This is a genomic window from Halomonas sp. AOP22-C1-8 (assembly GCF_052378905.1).
Taxonomy (GTDB): Bacteria; Pseudomonadota; Gammaproteobacteria; order Pseudomonadales; family Halomonadaceae; genus Vreelandella; species Vreelandella citrativorans.
On sequence record NZ_JBQSYD010000012.1, the window covers coordinates 68,116 to 88,030 of the forward strand.

General features: G+C 48.4%; 20 protein-coding genes. 19 read left to right on the forward strand and 1 reads right to left on the reverse strand.

Annotated elements, in window-relative coordinates; all coding sequences use genetic code 11:
* Positions 1–6: 6 nt before the first annotated feature.
* The gene (locus tag ACT3TY_RS08570) at positions 7–765 is read right to left on the reverse strand and encodes an NRDE family protein (protein ID WP_444627895.1); all 759 of its coding nucleotides are present in this window, start codon (positions 763–765) and stop codon (positions 7–9) included.
* 140 nt (positions 766–905) lie between these two features.
* On the opposite strand from ACT3TY_RS08570, the gene ACT3TY_RS08575 reads away from it, so the two are divergent.
* The 19 genes from ACT3TY_RS08575 (at position 906) to ACT3TY_RS08665 (ending at position 19,697) form a co-directional block, all read left to right on the forward strand.
* Positions 906–2,081 carry a response regulator gene (locus tag ACT3TY_RS08575; protein WP_444627896.1) on the forward strand — a complete coding sequence of 392 codons (1,176 nt, stop codon included), beginning with the start codon at positions 906–908 and terminating at the stop codon, positions 2,079–2,081.
* Complete coding sequence (locus ACT3TY_RS08580) at positions 2,078–2,875, forward strand: sulfite exporter TauE/SafE family protein (RefSeq protein ID WP_444627897.1); 798 nt, start codon at positions 2,078–2,080, stop codon at positions 2,873–2,875. Before ACT3TY_RS08575 ends, ACT3TY_RS08580 begins: the two co-directional genes overlap by 4 nt.
* Positions 2,876–2,931: 56 nt before the next feature.
* Complete coding sequence (lgt, locus tag ACT3TY_RS08585; RefSeq protein ID WP_444627898.1) at positions 2,932–3,720, forward strand: prolipoprotein diacylglyceryl transferase; 789 nt, start codon at positions 2,932–2,934, stop codon at positions 3,718–3,720.
* A 474-nt stretch (positions 3,721–4,194) separates the two neighbouring features.
* Entirely contained in the window at positions 4,195–5,022 is an 828-nt protein-coding gene (locus ACT3TY_RS08590) for a thymidylate synthase (protein WP_444627932.1), read from the forward strand.
* Positions 5,019–5,558, forward strand: coding sequence for a dihydrofolate reductase (locus ACT3TY_RS08595; RefSeq protein ID WP_444621941.1), 540 nt, complete (start codon positions 5,019–5,021; stop codon positions 5,556–5,558). Before ACT3TY_RS08590 ends, ACT3TY_RS08595 begins: the two co-directional genes overlap by 4 nt.
* A 191-nt stretch (positions 5,559–5,749) precedes the next feature.
* The gene (locus tag ACT3TY_RS08600) at positions 5,750–6,361 is read left to right on the forward strand and encodes a ProQ/FINO family protein (RefSeq protein ID WP_444627899.1); all 612 of its coding nucleotides are present in this window, start codon (positions 5,750–5,752) and stop codon (positions 6,359–6,361) included.
* Between the two features lie 264 nt (positions 6,362–6,625).
* On the forward strand, positions 6,626–7,735 hold the full coding sequence (locus tag ACT3TY_RS08605; RefSeq protein WP_444627900.1) for a porin: 1,110 nt from the start codon (positions 6,626–6,628) through the stop codon (positions 7,733–7,735).
* Between the two features lie 530 nt (positions 7,736–8,265).
* Positions 8,266–8,751, forward strand: coding sequence for a Wzz/FepE/Etk N-terminal domain-containing protein (locus ACT3TY_RS08610; protein WP_444627901.1), 486 nt, complete (start codon positions 8,266–8,268; stop codon positions 8,749–8,751).
* A gap of 21 nt (positions 8,752–8,772) precedes the next feature.
* Positions 8,773–9,045 carry a hypothetical protein gene (locus tag ACT3TY_RS08615; protein ID WP_444627902.1) on the forward strand — a complete coding sequence of 91 codons (273 nt, stop codon included), beginning with the start codon at positions 8,773–8,775 and terminating at the stop codon, positions 9,043–9,045.
* Between the two features lie 74 nt (positions 9,046–9,119).
* Positions 9,120–10,403, forward strand: coding sequence for a lipopolysaccharide biosynthesis protein (locus ACT3TY_RS08620; protein ID WP_444627903.1), 1,284 nt, complete (start codon positions 9,120–9,122; stop codon positions 10,401–10,403).
* A 36-nt stretch (positions 10,404–10,439) separates the two neighbouring features.
* Positions 10,440–11,438, forward strand: coding sequence for a UDP-N-acetylglucosamine 4,6-dehydratase (inverting) (gene pseB / locus ACT3TY_RS08625; protein ID WP_444627904.1), 999 nt, complete (start codon positions 10,440–10,442; stop codon positions 11,436–11,438).
* The gene (pseC, locus tag ACT3TY_RS08630; protein ID WP_444627905.1) at positions 11,439–12,599 is read left to right on the forward strand and encodes a UDP-4-amino-4,6-dideoxy-N-acetyl-beta-L-altrosamine transaminase; all 1,161 of its coding nucleotides are present in this window, start codon (positions 11,439–11,441) and stop codon (positions 12,597–12,599) included.
* The gene (gene pseF, locus ACT3TY_RS08635; protein ID WP_444627906.1) at positions 12,596–13,312 is read left to right on the forward strand and encodes a pseudaminic acid cytidylyltransferase; all 717 of its coding nucleotides are present in this window, start codon (positions 12,596–12,598) and stop codon (positions 13,310–13,312) included. The genes pseC and pseF overlap by 4 nt, the downstream gene beginning before the upstream one ends.
* A gap of 11 nt (positions 13,313–13,323) precedes the next feature.
* Complete coding sequence (gene pseG / locus ACT3TY_RS08640; protein WP_444627907.1) at positions 13,324–14,469, forward strand: UDP-2,4-diacetamido-2,4,6-trideoxy-beta-L-altropyranose hydrolase; 1,146 nt, start codon at positions 13,324–13,326, stop codon at positions 14,467–14,469.
* A complete protein-coding gene (gene pseH, locus ACT3TY_RS08645) occupies positions 14,466–14,993 on the forward strand; it encodes a UDP-4-amino-4,6-dideoxy-N-acetyl-beta-L-altrosamine N-acetyltransferase (RefSeq protein WP_444627908.1) in 528 nt (175 codons plus the stop codon). Before pseG ends, pseH begins: the two co-directional genes overlap by 4 nt.
* Positions 14,990–16,051, forward strand: a complete 1,062-nt coding sequence (pseI, locus tag ACT3TY_RS08650) for a pseudaminic acid synthase (protein WP_444627909.1) — start codon at positions 14,990–14,992, stop codon at positions 16,049–16,051. The genes pseH and pseI overlap by 4 nt, the downstream gene beginning before the upstream one ends.
* Positions 16,048–17,259, forward strand: a complete 1,212-nt coding sequence (locus tag ACT3TY_RS08655) for a hypothetical protein (protein WP_444627910.1) — start codon at positions 16,048–16,050, stop codon at positions 17,257–17,259. Before pseI ends, ACT3TY_RS08655 begins: the two co-directional genes overlap by 4 nt.
* 15 nt (positions 17,260–17,274) lie before the next feature.
* A complete protein-coding gene (locus ACT3TY_RS08660) occupies positions 17,275–18,585 on the forward strand; it encodes a DUF6418 domain-containing protein (RefSeq protein WP_444627911.1) in 1,311 nt (436 codons plus the stop codon).
* On the forward strand, positions 18,582–19,697 hold the full coding sequence (locus ACT3TY_RS08665; RefSeq protein ID WP_444627912.1) for a glycosyltransferase WbsX family protein: 1,116 nt from the start codon (positions 18,582–18,584) through the stop codon (positions 19,695–19,697). Before ACT3TY_RS08660 ends, ACT3TY_RS08665 begins: the two co-directional genes overlap by 4 nt.
* Positions 19,698–19,915 lie beyond the last annotated feature (218 nt).

Here is a 19,915-nt window from a genome sequence, read left to right on the forward strand (position 1 = left end):
GCCTCACTATATGGCCAGGGTCGTTTCGCCTTTGAAACGACCCATGGGCCCAAAGCGTTGCTCGGTGATGTCTATATGGCCTTGGTGATCAAGCGTTAACCAGCTCGTGGCGCGCGTGCCGTAAGTCTCGCCCAGAATAAACGCGGCAGAAAGCCTTCGCTCAAGCGCAAGCTCAACACCTGTCTTGGGTAGCTGGGAGTCCGGCGCTTGTTGAGCATTATGCAGCGCTTGGCTCAAAGGGGAGTGCCAGTTATCCAGCGAGCTTTGCGCTAGTGCTTCTCGCACGCTTTGCACTTTTGGCCAGGGAGTGTTCAATTCCGCATTAGAAAGGCCATGCACGCCGGGCGGCACATCGCAGAGCGTAATGCCGTGCTGGCCGCGATGGAGATACCAAAGTCGCTCTGTGGTGGCGACTAACAAATTAAACCCTGCGTAGCGCTGAGCTTTATGGTGAGCAAGGTCGGTTAGCCACTGCTCAATATTGCTGCACTGAAGCGCATTAGCGACAAGTTCGCCTCGGCTGGGCGCATCGGCTGGTGTCATCATCGCAAGGTCGCGTACATTGGTAAGCGCCGCGACTCTACCGCCTCGTGTGGCTGCAAGCCATGAGCCGCCTGCTTCAAGGTCACGCCCGCCTAAAAGGGAGGGGGCGTTATCCCAATAGCCTAAAGGCGCCGTTGGCCGGACATGAAGCTCATCACGATTACCTGCCAAGCGTAAGGGCAGCGCTGTGCCAGGTTGCCAGGCGAATGCCATCAAGCACATAGAGAGTCCTCAGCATTGGTCATTATCGACACGCTCAGCATGACAGCTTAAGGGCATAGTCGTACACTTGTGCGAGTAACGTAACACTCATCACCTCATCGGGGTGAATTGTCTCTAGCCAATCAGGAAGGCGCGAACGCATGCAACGCAATCGCGAAGAACATTTCTGGAACGCCATCGTTTGGCCTATTCTCTGGCCAATGTTGCTTGTTCAGGCCGCGCTAGTCGTGCTGTGCATGCTGGTTGGGCTCGCCGTTTGGTGGATGTCGCCTACACAGGCGCCATGGAGTACCACCCTGTGGGTGGCGCTTGCACTGCTATTGGGCAGTTCCATGAATGTATCCGCCTTTCTGATGCTGGTTAAAGTACGTACAAAACAGAAAGAGGCCTATTTTATACAGGAACTGGACGAACTTGAACGGCATAGTGAGTCGCTGCGGTTTAGTGTCTTGCAAATGTTGCCTGACAAAAAGCACACCGTACCTGAACTCAACAGGGCACCTGTTCGACCGCTGAGACGCCTGGCCCAAATCAATGAAATGTTTTCAGGGCTTGGGCGCTATATTGAAAGCGTTCAGCGATCACGCCACCCCACCGAGCAAGTAAAAGAAGATCAGGCACTGTTGGATGATATTCATCATCAACAGCAGCAGCTCAAGCGGCTTGTTGCCGGGCGTGACCGGGCTCGAGAAGAGTCACGTTTAAAATCAGGTTATTTAACACTGCTTCAGAGTGAAACTGATGACTTGGATGAGCAGTTAGGACGCATCCTGGAAAGTGACGAGTGTTCGCAGTGTCGTCGTCAGGTTGTGGGTATTCGTGAGCACTTGGCGGATGTGCGCACGTTGCTGACCAATCTGGTTTATCAACGTGTTAATGAGAACGACGTGACACCTGCCAATACCGTACCAAACCACGTTTTACGCGTTCTTGTGGTTGATGATGGTCCGGTTAACCTGATGCTGGCACGGCAAATGCTGGAAGTTCACGAGTTAGATGTCGAGGGCGTAAGCAGTGGCGAGCAAGCGCTTGAGCGCCAACAATCTAGCTCGTTTGATTTAGTCTTTATGGATATTTTTATGCCTACTCTTGATGGCTTGGAAACCTCCCGGCGCTGGCGGGCTTATGAACAGGCAAGCGGAAAGCGCCCTAGCATCCTGATTGCGCTAACGGCCAATGCGGACAACGCAGGCTTTGCCGAGTGCAAAAATGCAGGCATGAATGACTTGCTCACCAAGCCTTATCAACCTGAAAAATTACTGGGAATGATTTCCAAATGGCTGCCCGATAGCCCACACAAGGCACCTGGCCAATGAGTGTGATGACTATCTTGTTGGGTTACTTAGCCTTGGGCGCGGCGGCAGGTACGATGGCGGGGCTTTTTGGTGTCGGTGGTGGGCTTATTATCGTTCCGGTACTGGTTTTTGCATTTGGCCTGCAAAACATACCGCCAGAGATCACCATGCATCTTGCCGTAGGCACGTCGTTGGCCACTATTGTCATCACCGGGGCCTCTTCTGCGCTGGGGCATTTTCGTCAAGGAAGTGTTTGTCGCCCCTGGTTTTTAGCGCTGCTCCCGGGCTTGATGGTGGGCGCCATTGGCGGCGTGTTTATTGCGGGTAGTCTTTCGGGTGGCGTATTGGGCACGCTCTTTGGCATCTTTGTTCTGCTGTTAGCAACCAAGATGGTTTTTGGTCTATCGCCCAAGCCAGACTCTATTGCCCCAGGAAAATTTGCGATGGTCGTGGCCGGCGGTATAGTAGGCGCCATATCCGCTTTATTTGGCATCGGCGGCGGCGCAATGACGGTACCATGGTTGTCTCGGTGTGGGGCTACCATGACACAAGCCGTAGGTACCTCTGCTGCATGTGGGCTGCCTATCGCATTAGTGGGCGCCATTACCTTTATGGTAATGGGGTGGGGTCATCCCCTCTTGCCTGCCTGGGCCACCGGGTTTGTGATGTGGCCTGCTTTTTTTGGCATTGTCGTCACCAGCGTACCGTTTGCGCGTGTTGGCGTTCGCCTGGCCCATGTGCTACCTGCTCATGTATTAAGGTTGTGCTTTGCGCTGTTGTTGGCCGTGGTCGGTCTACGCTTCGTTTTGGCTTAACCGATGTAGTAATGGTCATAGTAACTTTCTTCTTCCTCCGTAATTAGAGTATTTCAATGATTAATTACCCAGCAATTGACCCTGTGGTGTTCTCCCTCGGGCCGCTTCAAGTGCATTGGTACGGCCTTATGTATGTCGTGGGGTTTATCGCCGCGTGGTGGTTGGGCTGTCGGCGAGCTTCTCGGATAGGGCTTACTAAAGACGATATTGGTGACCTGATCTTCTACTGTGCGATAGGTGTGGTCGCTGGTGGACGGCTGGGGTATGCACTTTTTTACGGCTTAGGACAGTGGTCGGCTGACCCGCTATGGATATTCCGGGTGTGGGATGGCGGCATGAGCTTTCATGGCGGATTGCTCGGTGTGCTGTTGGCAGCCTGGTGGTTTGCACGCCGCAAGCAGCTTGCCTTTTTTACCCTGACGGATTTTATTGCCCCGCTGGTACCCATTGGCTTGGGCGCTGGTCGAGTAGGTAACTTTATTAACCATGAGCTTCCTGGGCGAGTAACATCGTTGCCGTGGGGGATGCCGTTCCCCGGGATGGGGCCAGAGCCCCGCCATCCCTCAGCGCTTTACGAAGCCCTGCTTGAGGGGCTAGTGCTGTTTGTGATTTTGTGGTGGGTATCTGCCAAACCCCGCGCGCGAGGGTTCATTTCAGGGCTGTTTTTACTCGGCTACGGCGCATTCCGCTTCCTGGTTGAATTTGTCCGCATGCCCGACGCGCATATTGGCTACCTTGCATTTGGATGGGGCACCATGGGAATGTTGCTGACGGTGCCCATGATCGCACTAGGATTAGTCCTTATGGCATGGTCACGCTCGCAACCGGTGGATGCTAAGGTTTAAACGTTAGTAGTGAAGTAAGTACCAAAGCAACGACGCGTTACACCTAAATAATCAAAGCGTTAGATGAATTTGTAGCGCGTGGTAAGCGCAGCGCACCCGCGGAAGCACCGCGCAGCGGTGCCAAAATGCAGAGAGGTGCCAAGGCGAACGAGGTACCCATGGGCGTCGTTCCGCCGCCTCCCGCGGGTGCCTTGCCGTTCGTCCCTCACGGCGCGTTACCACGCGCTACATCTAAATAATCAAAGCGTTAGATGAATTTGTAGCGCGTGGTAAGCGCAGCGCACCCGCGAGAGCACCGCGCAGCGGTGCCAAGGTGAACGAGGTACCAATGGGCGTTATTCCACAAGGCTTGCGAATGCTTCATCAGCCATTAATCCCTTGCGCTAGACCCTTGCTGCCAAGCGGCCTAGAATACGCCTCTATATAGCCTGCAATTTTGGAAACTCTGTGACTGTTACCACGCCTACATCAAATATGACGACGAATGCCAGCGCTCAACCTGCGCTTGAACAGCCGTATTTGGATCTAATGCGCACTGTGTTGGAACATGGCGTTGACCGCAACGACCGTACCGGGGTGGGCACACGCTCGGTGTTTGGTCATCAAATGCGGTTTGATTTATCACGCGGCTTTCCACTGATAACGACGAAAAAGCTGCATTTGCGCTCTATCATCCATGAGCTCTTGTGGTTTCTGAAAGGCGATACCAATATTGCCTATTTACAGCAAAACGGTGTACGCATTTGGGACGAATGGGCTGATGAACACGGCAATCTTGGCCCTGTTTATGGCTATCAATGGCGCAGCTGGCCTGACCCTAAAGGAGGCAGCGTCGACCAAATTGCCAACGTGTTGAAGCAAATTCGTACCACACCACAGTCGCGCCGGTTGATAGTCTCCGCCTGGAATCCTGCTCAGGTTGATGAAATGAAACTGCCGCCTTGCCACTGTCTGTTTCAGTTCTATGTAGCAAATGGGCGCCTTTCCTGCCAACTTTACCAGCGCAGTGCCGATATTTTTCTTGGCGTACCGTTCAATATTGCAAGCTACGCGCTACTGTTGGCGATGGTGGCGCAGGTAACGGGGCTTGAGCCGGGAGAGTTCATTCATACGCTGGGGGATGCACATCTCTATAGCAACCATTTTGAGCAAGCGAAAGAGCAGCTCACGCGTGAGCCGAAAGTACCGCCTCGGCTGGTGCTGAATCCTGAGGTGAATGACCTGTTTGCATTTACCTTTGATGATATCCACATCGAAGCGTATGACGCCCACCCCCATATAAAAGCCAAGGTAGCGGTATGAGCCTTACCAGCAATGAATTTGAGCCCTTAGTCCCTGTTGCCATGATTGTAGCAATGTCCAAAAACCGTGTTATTGGTGTGGATGGTAAGCTGCCTTGGCATCTTCCGGAAGATCTTAAATTCTTCAAACGTATGACTCAGGCAAAACCGTTGGTCATGGGGCGCAAAACGTATACCTCCATTGGTAAGCCGCTGCCGAATCGGCTTAATATAGTCGTAACACATAATAAAGAGTTCGCACCCGACGGTGTTCGAGTCTGCCACGACTTGCCCGCCGCTTTGGCACTGGCAGACCAGCAGGCAACGATTGATGCGGCTGAAGAAATTATGGTGATGGGGGGAGGAGAGATCTATCGTCAAGCGCTACCATTCGTACAGCGGCTTTACATCACAGAAGTGGATGTTGAAGTGGAAGGTGATGCTGCGTTCCCCGAATTGGCAGCAGATGAGTGGCGGGAAGTGCAGCGTGTGGCTGGAACGCCTTCTGATGGCAAGCCGGCGTACGATTTTGTAGTTTATGAGCGCACTGCTGACTAAAAAAGGTCAAAGGAGAAGGTATGGCCGCCAGCGTAATGCAGTTATTAGACAGCCTGGAATCGCGCCTTGAGCAGGCTCAAAGGGAGTTGCAAGCCCTGCGGCGGGAGAACATACAGCTAAAAGAGCAACTCATGGGTCAAGCCGTCGCGCTTGATAGCGCCAACACGTCAGGCCAGCTAAGTGCGACGAGTGTGGGTGAAAATGTTACACCGCCGTCTTCTCAATATCCGGCCGAGCAGCCTCAGCCCGTGCCAGCCAGCTCAGGTGCTGAAGCGGTAGCAAAGACGGCTGAGGCGGGGGCGCAGCCACCGTCTCCTCATGCCCTTCTAAAAGAGTGGTATAAACGTTACCCGGATACATTTTTCAAAGGCCATACGAAGCCCTTAAAAGTCGGTATTCATCAAGACCTGGCAGTGTGTGAGCCCTGGTCAGGAAAGCTGATTCGCCGCGCCTTGGCTAATTACGTGAATTTACCGCGTTATTTAAAATCGGTACGGGAAGGGGTAGAGCGTATTGACTTGGATGGCCAGTTGGCCGGAAAGGTAGATAAAGAAGCAGCTTTGCACGCTGCGGAGAAACGTAAGGCTAAACAAAAAGGAGTAGAGGCAACAGAGCGTGTACAGCGCACGCCACAAAGAAAGCCTTTAGAAAAAAAGAGTGCCCACCTATCAGCACCGGCACCGGCGATAACGACGCAAACCATCCAAGCCAAGGATGAAGAGGCGGATAAAGTTAGACAAGAGAAGCCGTTGAGCATGGAAGATAAATTAAAAGACCTACAGCAAAGGTTCAAAGCGCGCTGAGACCTGATTATGCTGGTGGGGTTCCTTGAAATTGCTTATTTCATAAAAAAACACTGTTTTTTTTATTGCGTTAAGTGAAATCCCGGTATAGAGTTTGACGTGCGAGCATTGGACTATAACAAGGTTTGTTTGAGGACGTGCCACATACCACTGGGAAAAACCAGAGGATGAGAAAACGAGTACGGCCCGCAAGCCAACTGCTGAAGGCCTATATAAGCCCGGCAGCTACGATCGAAACAGTAAGCTAGTTAAGGAACCTATATCATGAAAAAGACACTTTTAGCGACTGCTATCATCGGCGCCCTGAGCGCCACGGCTGCCGCTCAAGCAGCTACCGTATATGACCAGGACGGCACCAAGCTGGATATCTATGGCCGTATCGGTCTGGGTATTGAAGGCGGTGGTAAACAGTACAACGACAAAGGCCAGCGTATTAACCGTAGTGGCGACTTCGTCAACGTTGGATCGCGTCTTGGTCTGCGCATGAGCCAGGCGATCACTAGCGACATGACTGCATTTGGTCGTCTTGAGTGGCGCTTCAAAGCCAACAGCAAAGAAGATGCTGGCAACGGCTTTGACGAGCTTCGCCAGAGCTACCTGGGTATTCAGAGCCAGCAGTACGGTACCTTCCAAGCGGGTAACTTCGACAGCTTCTACCTGCAGTTCGTTTCCAGCCCGTTCGATGTTTACATCAACAACGGTCTTCAGTTCGCTGGTAACGGCAAACAGTCGCGCGGCGACTCCATTGGTTACTACACGCCTGAATTAGAAGGTTTCACTGCCTTCCTGCAGCTGAAAAACTACAGTGAGCGTGGTTACGTCGAAGACCCGAATGCTCCGTTATCAAGCGGTCAGCACCGTACTACTGAACAGGGTAACGTTATTGCTCCTCAGGGTGGTATTCGTTATGAGAACGGTCCTGTTACGGTAGGTTTGGGTTTTGTTGAAGACGTACGCCGTGGCGACGGTAACGGTGAGATGATGTATGGCCTGATCGGTCAGTACCAGTTCACCGACCAGTTCTCTGCACGTCTGGGTTATGAGAACCGTCAGAATAATGACAGCGCAAGCTACGCTAGCTACTTGGATGCGAACCCAACTAAAGAAAATGGTTATAATACCGTTGGTTTAGGTGCTACGTACACTACTGGTCCTTGGGCATTCACGGGTGATTTCTACAACATCAACCGTGACGGTCAGGACAACAGCAAAGCATGGTCTCTGGGTGGTTACTACAAAGTTTCCAGCGCTATGGATGTGTTCCTTGAAGTTAACGATAACGATGCCAAAGCTGGCAACGGCCGCACACATCAGCAGTTTGATAACCTGACTGACGATGCATACTGGCTGACGGGCGTTCGTTACTTCTTCTAAGCCTGGTTTAATAACCTTGCTTTAAGGGTAATCTGCCTAGCAGACCTAATAGAACCGGCCTCTTGTGAGGTCGGTTTTTTTGTAGCTTTAGATTGCGTTTCAAAACGGCTTGTCATTAATTCAAAACGCGAGCAGGCATTCAAGGTGCATAAATGCCTGGTGAATCTCGCCCTGCTCCGTTCCAGTGGTGAGTAACAACCGTCGGCTGTCTTCCTACCTTTAATGCTTGTTTGGCCCCTCGGTGAAATATGAGTGGTTTGCATGGCATTGCCTTGGTTGGAGAGGCTACAAAAACTAAAGGATAGTCTATAATGCGTTGGGGATAATTTTCGGATAGGCTCTTGAGCTATAAATAAAGCAGCTGTTCAAGGTCTTAAAGCGTGCCATAAGTCAGCATTTGAAATCTTGGCTTTGCATAAACCGCAAGGCTTCCTCCCTGTACGTTACTTTCTAGGGCATGGGAATGCGTCCGATAATCCCCGGGCGGTAGCGTGTCTATGATTTTTCTTATCTTATAACGGCGATACAGAATGAACCCATCAACTTCACGCCATCCGCAACACTACTCTCAAGACGATGAAATCTCTTTGATTGATCTCGCCAAGATACTAATCAAGCGATGGAAAGCCATGGTGGCGGTCTTCTTCGTCGTTGTGTTCGGGGGCTTGGCCTATACCTTGCTGACAGAGCGCTCCTATGAGTACGTCTCGATCTATCAGATAGCAGAAGAAGCGCCCGGACGCGCCCTGGAAACTCCGAATTCGGTGTTGGCCAAGGCTAATAATCTCTATGTCGGGTCAGAGACGCGTAAACTCAGGGAGTCGGCAGGATTGAAGGGGTTACCCTTCCAAGTGGCAGTGGCCAATCCCGACGACACTTTGCTTATTAGTTTAGGCTCGACAGCGAGTGAGGCTAATAATGAGCTGGTTACCCGGTTGCATGAGGCATTACTGACTCGTATGGCGGAAGAGCAAGCCAGCCGTTTTGAAAGTCATCAGGCTGCACTTGAACAGTAGTTACAGAGCCTCGAACGTGCTTTGGAAGCTGTCGAGCAGTCCACCAGCGAAATGGCGGGTGAGCTGATTGCCAGCTATACGGAACGCTTGGCTGAAATACAACAGAGTCTCGCTCAGTTAAGCGAAGGCGAGGTCGTACAGGTGGCAGTGCAAGGTCTTGAACAATCTGGTACGGGCCGTAGTATTATTATGGGCTTGGCGCTGGTGTTGGGAAGTATGCTGGCAGTTATAGCGGCGTTCTTCTCACACTTTGTTGCGTTAGTAAGGGATAGTCTGTTGGAAGATGTCTCATAAGATATAATGGCCGGAGCGGGATACGAGAAATGCTACTCCTCTCTTTTGTCTCATTTGTTTATAAGGCATAAGCTTTGCTAGCAATCCCTGTGGAGCGTTTTATTAATATTGGGCTACGTGGTAGCACATTGTTAGCCAAATTTGCGTTGTTATTCCTTCTGGCATATTTTCTAGAGCCAGTTGAAGTGGCCTTATACGGCCTGTTGGTTGCTACGATTGGCTATTCACTCTTTGGGCTAGGTTTTGACTTTTACTCCTACAGTACGAGAGAGTTAATTGCTACCTCGCCAAAGCAGTGGGCTAGACTGCTACGTGACCAGGGTGTGTTTTTTGGTGTGACCTATCTCGTCATCTTGCCTTTATTGCTCTCGGTGTTTTACCTGGAGCTTTTACCTTGGTCAGTAGCTCCCTGGTTTTTTGTGATACTTGTGCTGGAACATCTCGCGCAAGAGCTGAACCGGTTGCTGGTAGCCATGAATCGCCAGCTTCTTGCCAGTATAGTACTTTTCTTTCGTGCTGGGCTTTGGGCATTCGTCGTTGCGATTTGTTTTTGGTTTTTTGATGCAGCGCGCTCTCTTGAGTTTGTATTCACTGCCTGGTGTCTAGGAGCGCTGGCAGCCTGCGTGCTGGGTTCAACAGCGTTGCTGGCCTTGGACCGAAGATGTTTGCAGCAGTCGATAGACTGGAGGTGGATTGGACGTGGAATCAAAGTGGCATTTCCGTTACTGGTGGCGACATTAGCGCTTCGGGCGATATTTACAACTGATCGATATTGGGTTCAAAGTGTTGCAGGGGCCGATATTTTGGCGGCGTATGTGCTTTTTGCTGGTGTGGCCAATGCAGTGATGTCCTTCTTGGATGCCGCAGTATTCGTGTTTTTATACCCTAAAATTATCAAGGCTTATAAAGAACAAGATCTGAAGGATTTTAATGTTGGAATGAAAGCGCTGCTTCGCCAAACTTTTTTTATAACAGTATTATTGAGTATATCCGCGGCGCTGTTTATTCATCCTGTTCTTTTTTGGTTGCAAAAAGAAATATATATTCTGAATGTGAATATTCTTTACGTTCTTCTTATAGCAATTTTTCTATTTGCCATGAGTATGGTTCCCCATTACGGACTTTATGCAATGTCTATGGACAGGCATATTATAGTTAGCCATATAGTAGCTTTTATTGTTTTTCTCATATTTGCAACATTGTTTTCATTGATGCTCCCTGTGTACGGCATACCGCTGGCATTATGTTGTGCTTTCGCTACCATGCTTGTATCTAAAAGCATGGCCTACATAAGGCTGAAAAGAAAGCAACCCTGGGTTGGGTCAGGCGAGTTCACTGCCGAAGCAGGTTCGCTTTAAGTGCTTGTGATTCTTACTTAAATAGGTAGTAAATAAATGTTTGATAATTCCTCCATCCTCGTTACTGGTGGTACAGGTTCTTTTGGTCATACCTTTATTCCCATGTTGCTTGAGCGCTACAACCCCAAACGGGTGATCATCTTCTCGCGCGACGAGATGAAACAGTGGGAAATGGCCAAGAAATTTGATGGTGATCCTCGTGTGCGCTTCTTTATTGGCGATGTGCGTGATCGTGAGCGGGTCTACCGTGCGCTGGATGGGGTAGACTATGTAGTACATGCTGCTGCGACTAAGATTGTACCTACTGCCGAGTACAATCCCTTCGAGTGCGTCAAGACAAATGTCATTGGTGCCATGAACCTTATTGATGCCTGCATCGATAAAGGCGTCAAAAAGGTAGTGGCACTTTCTACGGATAAAGCCAGCAGTCCGATCAATCTCTACGGCGCGACTAAGCTTACTTCCGACAAGTTGTTTGTGGCTGGCAACTCCTATGCGGGTGGCCACAATACTCGTTTTGCGGTGGTACGCTATGGCAACGTCATGGGCTCGCGTGGTTCGGTGATTCCGTTTTTTATGTCGATAAAGGATAGGGGCGTGCTGCCAATTACCGATGCACGCATGACTCGTTTTATGATCTCGCTGGAGCAAGGAGTCGAGCTCGTTTGGCACGCCTTTGAAGATATGGAAGGTGGCGAGATATACGTGAAGAAAATCCCCTCCATGAAGGTTACTGATCTTGCACACGTAGTGGCCCCAGAAGCGAAGCAAGAAGAGGTAGGCATCCGCCCCGGCGAGAAGTTACACGAGCAGATGATCGGAGCTGAGGATGCCTACTATACCTACGAGTACCCCGAGCACTTCAAAATTCTTCCTGCCATCAACAGCTGGGATAAAGATGCCAACCGCATCAAAGATGGTAAAAAGGTGCCGGAAGGCTTTGAGTATGCCAGCGACAGCAACCCTGAATGGATGAGCAACGACACGCTCAAAACGTGGATCGATGTTAATTGGGAAAAAATTGGAGCCATCTGAATGATTCCCTACGGACGTCAAGATATCCAGCAGGCCGATATCGATGCCGTGTTGGCGGTGCTTCAGTCAGACTTCCTGACCCAAGGGCCGATGGTGCCGTGCTTCGAGCAGACTGTAGCGAATAAAGTCGGTGCGCGCCATGCGCTGGCGGTGAATAGTGCCACCTCAGCCTTGCATATAGCTTGCCTTGCGCTGGGTCTGGGGGAGAGTGACTGGCTGTGGACCTCGCCCATTACCTTCGTCGCTTCCGCCAACTGCGGCTTATATTGTGGTGCTAAGGTAGATTTCGTGGATATCGATCCACGGACTCATAACCTCTGCCCAAAGGCGCTAGCGGCCAAGCTCGAGCAGGCCGAGCGGGAAAGGCGCCTACCCAAGGTGGTAGTGGCAGTTCACCTGTGTGGACAACCTTGCGATATGCAGGCAATTCATGCGCTTAGTCAGCGCTATGGATTTAAGCTCATTGAAGATGCCTCGCATGCCATTGGCGGTAAGTATCAGGATGAGTACATTGGCAACGGTCGCTACAGTGATATCACTGTCTTTAGTTTTCATCCAGTCAAGATCATTACCACTGCCGAAGGCGGCATGGCGTTGACTAATGATGATTTGCTGGCTGAAAAGATGAATCTGCTGCGTAGCCACGGGGTGACTCGGGATCCAGTACTGATGACTCATGAGGCAGATGGCCCATGGTATTATCAACAAGTAGAGCTAGGCTTCAATTACCGTATGACCGAGTTGCAAGCTGCTTTGGGGGTTAGCCAGCTTGGCCGTTTGGATGAATATGTAGCTCGGCGCAACGCGATTGCCGTCCGCTATGATGGCCTGTTGGCCATATTGCCGGTAACTATTCCTTGGCAGCTTCCAGAAAGTTATTCTGGGCGACATCTTTACGTGATCCGACTCAAGCTTGATCAGATCAACACGACTCACCGCAAGGTATTTGAGGCGCTGCGCGAGCAAGGTATTAGCGTCAATCTTCACTACATTCCAGTACACACTCAGCCTTACTATCAGGCCATGGGCTTCCATGCTGGCGAATTCCCAGAGGCTGAACGTTACTATACCGAAGCCATCAGCTTGCCGATGTTCCCCACCATGAGCGAGGCTGAGCAAGATCAAGTAATCGCCTCCTTGCACAAGGCATTGAGGCTATGATGAGTGAGATGTCAGCCGCTGGCTCCATCGCAGTGATCCCAGCTCGAGGTGGCAGTAAACGCATTCCGCGTAAAAACATTAAAAGCTTCTGTGGCAAGCCAATGATCGCGTGGTCGATTGAAGCGGCTTTTGCTAGCCAATGTTTTGATCGGGTGATAGTTTCAACCGACGATGACGAAATAGCTGCCGTGGCGCGCGAGTGGGGGGCTGAAACACCGTTCAAACGTCCAGCAGCATTATCGGATGATTATACCGGCACCATTCCAGTCATTGCTCATGCGATTGAATGGCTGAGAGAGCGTGATCGGGTCCCGCAAGCCGTTTGTTGTCTTTATGCAACCGCTCCCTTTGTTCAGCCCGATGATCTTCAAGCCGGATGGCAAGCGCTGCAGAGCATAGATGTTGAGTATGCTTTCTCAGTGACCAACTACGCTTTTCCCATCCAAAGAGCCTTACGGTTAACTGCTGCGGGTCGCGTCATGATGTTCCAGCCTGAGCATTTCACCACCCGTTCCCAGGATATGGAGGAGGCTTGGCACGATGCCGGTCAGTTCTACTGGGGCCATGCCGAAGCTTGGTTAAAAAATCAACCTATCTTCACCGAAGGCGCTGTGCCGGTACGATTGCCACGCCATCGAGTGCAGGATATTGATACTCCTGAGGACTGGCAGCGCGCTGAATGGCTTTTCAAAGCTTGGCAAGCGGAGAAGTAAAGGTCTCATGCATGAATAAGCCGGTTTACCACAATCAAAAAAGTAGCATGGTCGCATTTCGTGCTGATGCTTCCTTACAGATTGGCTCTGGCCATGTAATGCGCTGTTTGACGCTAGCTGCGGCACTGAGAGAGCAGGGCGCCGAGTGCCATTTCCTGTGTCGCGAGCATCCCGGCCACTTGATCGAAATGATCGAGGCCCGTGGCTTTACAGCGCACCGGTTGCCCATGGTGCACCAAGACGGTGTCGCCGTGCAGGAAAGTGACGTTCAATCAGGGCATGCGCATTGGTTAGGTGCCAGTTGGCAGGCAGATGCTAAAGCCTGTCGGTCGTTGCTAGTACATTTAGCGCCGGACTGGCTGGTTGTGGACCACTATGCGTTGGATGCGCAGTGGGAGGCGGTTGTGCTGCCCAAGCCAACTCGTTTGATGGTGATTGACGATTTGGCCGACCGACCGCATCGCGCCGCCCTGCTGCTCGATCAGAATTTAGGCCGTGATATTATCGATTACGCCGACTTAGTGCCGGTAAACTGTCAGGTGTTGGCAGGTCCACAGTTTGCCCTGCTGCGCCCCGAATTTGCCAGCTTACGTGATGTGAGTTTGGCCCGCCGTCGCCAGCATCCGCAATTCAGGCGCCTGCTGATCAGTTTAGGTGGAGTAGATAAAGATAACGTAACTGGCCAAGTACTTAGTGCCTTACGTGACTGCGAATTGCCCCCCATCTTGAATATAGAAGTTGTGATGGGTGCCATAGCTCCCTGGTTAGATGATGTCAAAGCTAGAGCGGCCGAGTTAGACTGTCAAGTTGAAGTGGTGGTCAATGTAACCGATATGGCTCAACGTATGGCGAATGCTGATCTGGCCATTGGTGCAGCAGGTAGTACAACTTGGGAGCGCTGTTGTCTTGGCTTGCCTACACTGATGATTGTTTTGGCACAGAATCAGTGGCCCATTGCGCAAGCACTTGCAAAAACAGGTGGCGCGATATGTCTCGGTACGCCCGATCGTATGGATGACTTAGCTACCAAGCTTACCGCAATGAGTTCGAAGGACATGCTTCATACAATGAGTTTAGCAGCAGAAACAGTCACTGATGGGAAGGGTGCTAAACGCCTAGTCAAATTTATAAAAGAAAACGAGACAGGCCCTTTATGACATCTTCTGTCACTGAACTCTGGCCGCTTCAGGAGGCTGACCTCGAGCTAGTACGTGAATGGCGTAACCATCCCGATGTACGCCGTTTTATGTATACCCAGCATGAGATTACCAAGGAAGAGCATCGCGCTTGGTTTCAACGCACTCAAGCTGATCCTCAGCGTCACCTGTTGTTGGCGAAGCGGGAGGGTAAGCCTTTCGGCTTCGTCAATTTTTTCGTGCTCGATGTTACTGCGAAACGAGCAGAGTGGGGGTTTTATCTTGCTCCTGATGCTGAGAGTGGCAGTGGCCAAATGTTAGGTAGCACTGCGTTAAATCACGCGTTTTGCCACTTGGCACTGCATAAACTTTGTAGTGAAGCTCTCGCTTATAACCTACGTTCAATACGTTTCCATGAGCGTCTAGGGTTTACTCGTGAGGCTCAGCTAAGAGACCATCACTTTGATGGAAATACCTATCATGATGTCATTTGCTTCGGACTGCTTTGCAGCGAATGGCAGGTCAAGGAGCATAACTATCCATGAGACTTTCCTATATTGAAATCGCTGGCCGACGTATAGGCTCCGACCACCCTCCATACGTTATTGCTGAACTTTCGGCTAATCATAATGGCAGGTTAGAAAATGCTTTACGCATTATTGAAGAAGCTCAAAAAGCGGGGGCTGATGCGGTAAAGCTGCAAACCTACCGGCCCGATACTATTACGCTCAATTGCGACAACGACGATTTCAAAATCAAGGGTGGTCTTTGGGATGGGCGTACGCTATACGAACTTTACGAAGAAGCCCATATGCCTTGGGAATGGCACCGCCCGTTATTTGAGCATGCTCGCAAGCTCGGTATTACCATCTTCAGCTCGCCCTTTGATACTACAGCAGTTGATTTGCTCGAAGACCTTGGTGCCCCAGCTTATAAAATCGCCTCTTTTGAAGCTATAGACCTACCATTAATTGAATACGTCGCGCGTACCGGTAAGCCGATGATTATTTCAACCGGTATGGCGGATGCCGAGGAAATACAGGAAGCGATTGATGCGGCCCGCGGTGCTGGTTGTGAGCAGTTGGCAATTTTGCACTGTGTTAGTGGCTACCCGGCTCCGCCAGAGGACTACAACCTGCGAACCATTCCAGACATGATTGAGCGTTTCGGGTTGGTAACGGGCCTTTCTGATCACACCATTGACAACACAACGGCCATTACCAGCGTGGCCCTTGGTGCAAGCCTCATCGAAAAACATGTGACTCTTGATCGTAAAGGTGGCGGACCGGATGACAGTTTTTCATTAGAACCCAAAGAGCTCGCGGCCCTATGTCGTGATGCCAAGACTGCTTGGCAGGCGATGGGTAAGGTGGATTACGGAAGGAAGTCTAGTGAGCAAGGCAATGCTCAGTTTCGTCGGTCGCTGTATTTTGTTAAGGATTTGCAGGCAGGAGACCTAATTACAGAAGATGCAGTGAGAAGCGTTAGACCGGGCTTCGGGTTAGAGCCTAAATATCTAAATAAATTGGTAGGAAAAAAAGTGTTGTTTAGTATCGAAAAAAACACACCTGTTAAAATTGAAATAATTAGTGGTTGTCAGTGAAAATGCCTGGTAACTCTGCAGAAAAAACTCAAAATGATCACTGGCAGCTTTTTGATTATGTATTTAAACGAGATGCAGGTGAAAGAGGATTTCATGATTCAATTTTGTCCATGTACGAGCGAAACGCTAGATGGTCTAATGTAATTGTTAGAGCTTTCGTTATCTTCTTGGGTTTTTTTCTTAAGCCTCGTGCTAAGTCAATGAAGTATATTTTCTGGGGAACAAAATATGATGAGCTCATCCTATCCCTTCCTAAGTCTGAGACATGTATTGTAGGCGGGCCAAAGCAATTGCTTTTTTGTCTTAAAAATGGACGATCTTTTATTCCTGAAATGAAGTTATGGCAACCACTGTGTAAAGGATTGAAAATAGGCGAAGTGACTGGTGAAGATAATCTTCTTACTTTAGTTATTTTATCTCTTGAATTAAAGATTCGGCAGTACTCATCTAAAGACGCAGTTGTTATTGTGGACAATGATTCTCTGCCTGCACAACGGCTGGTAATACAAATAGCACGTCAGGCGGGAATTAAGCAGAGTATTTGTATTCAGCATGGGGTTTTTCAGCGAAAGTCACCAGGTTATATACTTGATGGATGGTTCGCAGACCGTTTATTTGTGATGAATCAAAAACAAAAGAAACTGCTTATCGAAAAAGGCATGTCGGCTGAAAAAATTAGTGTGATGGGATTTCATTCATCACCTTATATTCCCATTCGACCTCTTTCACTACCCAGAGAGAGAAAAATATGCTTCTTAGGGCAGCCTTGGCCAAAATATGGTGAACCAAAAGGAGGAAAATATCTAAAAATTATTGATAAGGTGACTAGAGAGATCATGGCTAATGGTTTTGAATTGGTGTTCAAGCCGCACCCTTGGGAGAAGCAAGAGGATTATTTAAAACACCTTCCGAATATTGTTAATTGTACCATGAAAGAGGCAATTGAAAATTATGATATATTCATTTCATTGACTTCTACAGCTTTGTTAGAAGCGAAAGTTTCTGGTCGAATAAGCATACAGCTTTATGATCCTCTTTTTGAGTCAGATTGTTTTGATAACATGTATGGTATAAAAACGCTTTTTATATTAGATAAAGAGTTTGAAAAGAGCTTGATTGAAAGTCTTGAGGAAGAGTATTCGCCAGAGTTTGACCAGCAACATGCTCCGTTGCGGGACAGATTTTTAAAGCTAATCTTTGATTTATAATTTGATGATATCTTTATGAGCTTTATCTTGATAATTCTGGCTACGTTATCGTCGCTTCTACTGTTTTATTTTTCTATTAATATATCCAGTGGTATTCTTAATTCTATTTCTATCCTCATGCTCGCTATAGTTCTGTTTTTTTTGATGAGTATTAGAGGGGGGATTGTATTTTTCTTGTATGCGTTTGGGGTTTTTGGTGCGCTTCTTAGTAGCGTGTTTTCTGAACAGTTTGGGTTGTATCTGTTTGAAGCAGGAGAGTATGCGACAATAACGGGAGGAGCCGCTAGAAATGCGTTTCTTTCAATCCTTTTTTTCACCACTATAATAGGTGTTTTTAGGTGCACTTATTATTTTAAAGGTGATGTTCCACGTATTAAATATTTAGATGTTATTTTTCATAAAGCATTTCTGGCTATAGCATTTTTGGCAATAACCTATCTCTCTTTTAACTTGATGATGCACGGTTCTCCGTTATTTCTTGAGGTGGATAGGTTTCATTTTTTCACAACAATGCCCCCTTTATATAGAAAGGTCTATAATTCATTACCGTTACTTGGGTTTGTCATGGGTATGGCTTTTTATACGAGAATAATGCCTCGTTCATATGCTTATCTATGGCTCTTTATAGCTCTCGTAGTGTGTATTTTTTTAGGAGAAAAGTTTTCAAGAATTTTATTGTTGCTCTATATGTTCTTCGTTTCTTATTTCTTGTTGGAGCTTCAGGGGAGAGTAAAGATACGTCATTATTTTTATCTCATAGCTTTAATGGCGGTGGGGGGATGTTTAATAATTTTTAATTATTATCTAATATACGGTTCATATGATATTTTCTGGACTCGGCTCGCTGCTCAAGGTCAGATGAACTATACATTGGATAACGTGTCAGGGCATTACAAAAGTATTGATGTTATAACTAAGCATTTTGTTGGCTGGGGAGCTGCTGAAGCAGAGAGGGGAAGCGGTATATCCTACCTAATGTACATTATTGCGCCACGAGAATTGGTTGAATACAGGCTGTCTCAGGGAGCTAGCTTTACAGCACCATTTCCTGCAAATTTTATATACTTTTTTGGCTATACAGGAGCTCCATTGTTGATAATAGCTACTGGAGTTGTTGTTGGAGCAGTAGGTGGCGTTTTTTATAAATCTATAACGAGTTTGAATTTTATACTTTCTCTCATTTCTGGAAAGACTCTGTTGTTTTTATATTATGCTGTCGTGATGGGACAAATGCACCTTGTTTTTTCTCTTGAAGGCGGTATTCATCTTCTTGCCACCTTTGGCTATTTTCTGATCACTATTGTAAAGTCGAGGAGCTTGTTGTGACTAAAGTTTTATCTTTTTATCTTCCACAGTTCCACCCTATCCCTGAGAATGATAAGTGGTGGGGTAAAGGATTTACCGAATGGAGCAATGTTGCTCAAGCTAAACCACGCTTTAAAAAGCATCACCAGCCACATATACCATCAGACTTAGGGTTTTATGACTTGCGCTTATCTGAAACAAGGCAAGCACAGGCAGATCTGGCAAAAAAATATGGTATTGACGGCTTTTGTTATTACCATTATTGGTTTAACGGTAATCAACTACTTGATCGCCCTCTTCGAGAAGTATTGGTAGAAAAGGACCCAGACTTTCCTTTTTGTATGTGCTGGGCTAATGAAAATTGGACTCGGGCTTGGGATGGTCTGGATCGGGAAATTCTAATCGCCCAAAATTATACTCAAGAAGACTCTCTTGAGCATATTAATGAGCTTATAAAATATTTTCTAGATTATAGATATATTAAAGTGGATGGGCGGCCTTTCTTCCTTGTTTATCGACCGGATCATATTCCGGAATCGAAGGAATATTTTTCAATCTGGAGGGATAGGGCTGAAAAAGCTGGTCTCCCAGGCCTTTATATTTGTGCAGTGAAGGGCGGTTTCGTTGAATTTTCAGACTCCGACCTGCTGGATATGGGGTACGATGCAATAATTGATTTTCAGCCGGATCGTCGCGATTTTCCTATTGCTAGTACTCCCTCGCAGGCCTTGGTAGATATAGCACGGAAAACGTTGCCTGATCGCTTGTTTCAGTTCGTCAAGAATAATGCTTCAGCGATTAATAGTGTTGACTATAAGGCAATGGTAGAGAACATGACAAGCCGAACTTGGCCGAAGGACTACAGAAAGTTTCCTGTTGTTTTTCCGAGTTGGGACAATACAGCCAGAAGGAAAACTCCGACCATTATTCAGAATTTAGATCCTGAAATTTATAGTCGTTGGTTACAATATGCTGTAGAAAGCGTTTCTGAATACCCAGAAAATGAAGCTTTTGTTTTTGTTAACGCATGGAACGAATGGGCGGAAGGCTGTCATCTTGAGCCGGATAAAAAAGTGGGTCATGGTTTTCTACAGGCTACTAAGCGAGTTATTGATTCTTCTAAAAAAGTATAAGAAATTGAAAGACAAATGAATTTGCAGCCCAATGAGATGAGTGCTGAAAGAGCAAGATGCTAATTGAGAGCAATTACATTTTGTATAACGTATCCAAGAACTCTAGGCTTTCTATTGTAGAGTGTGTCAATACGATGCAAAACTGTCGACCGTCAAACGGCGAGTGCTTAGCATTGCGGATGTTTGATGCTACTTATCTTATTTAGTTGATTGCAAGA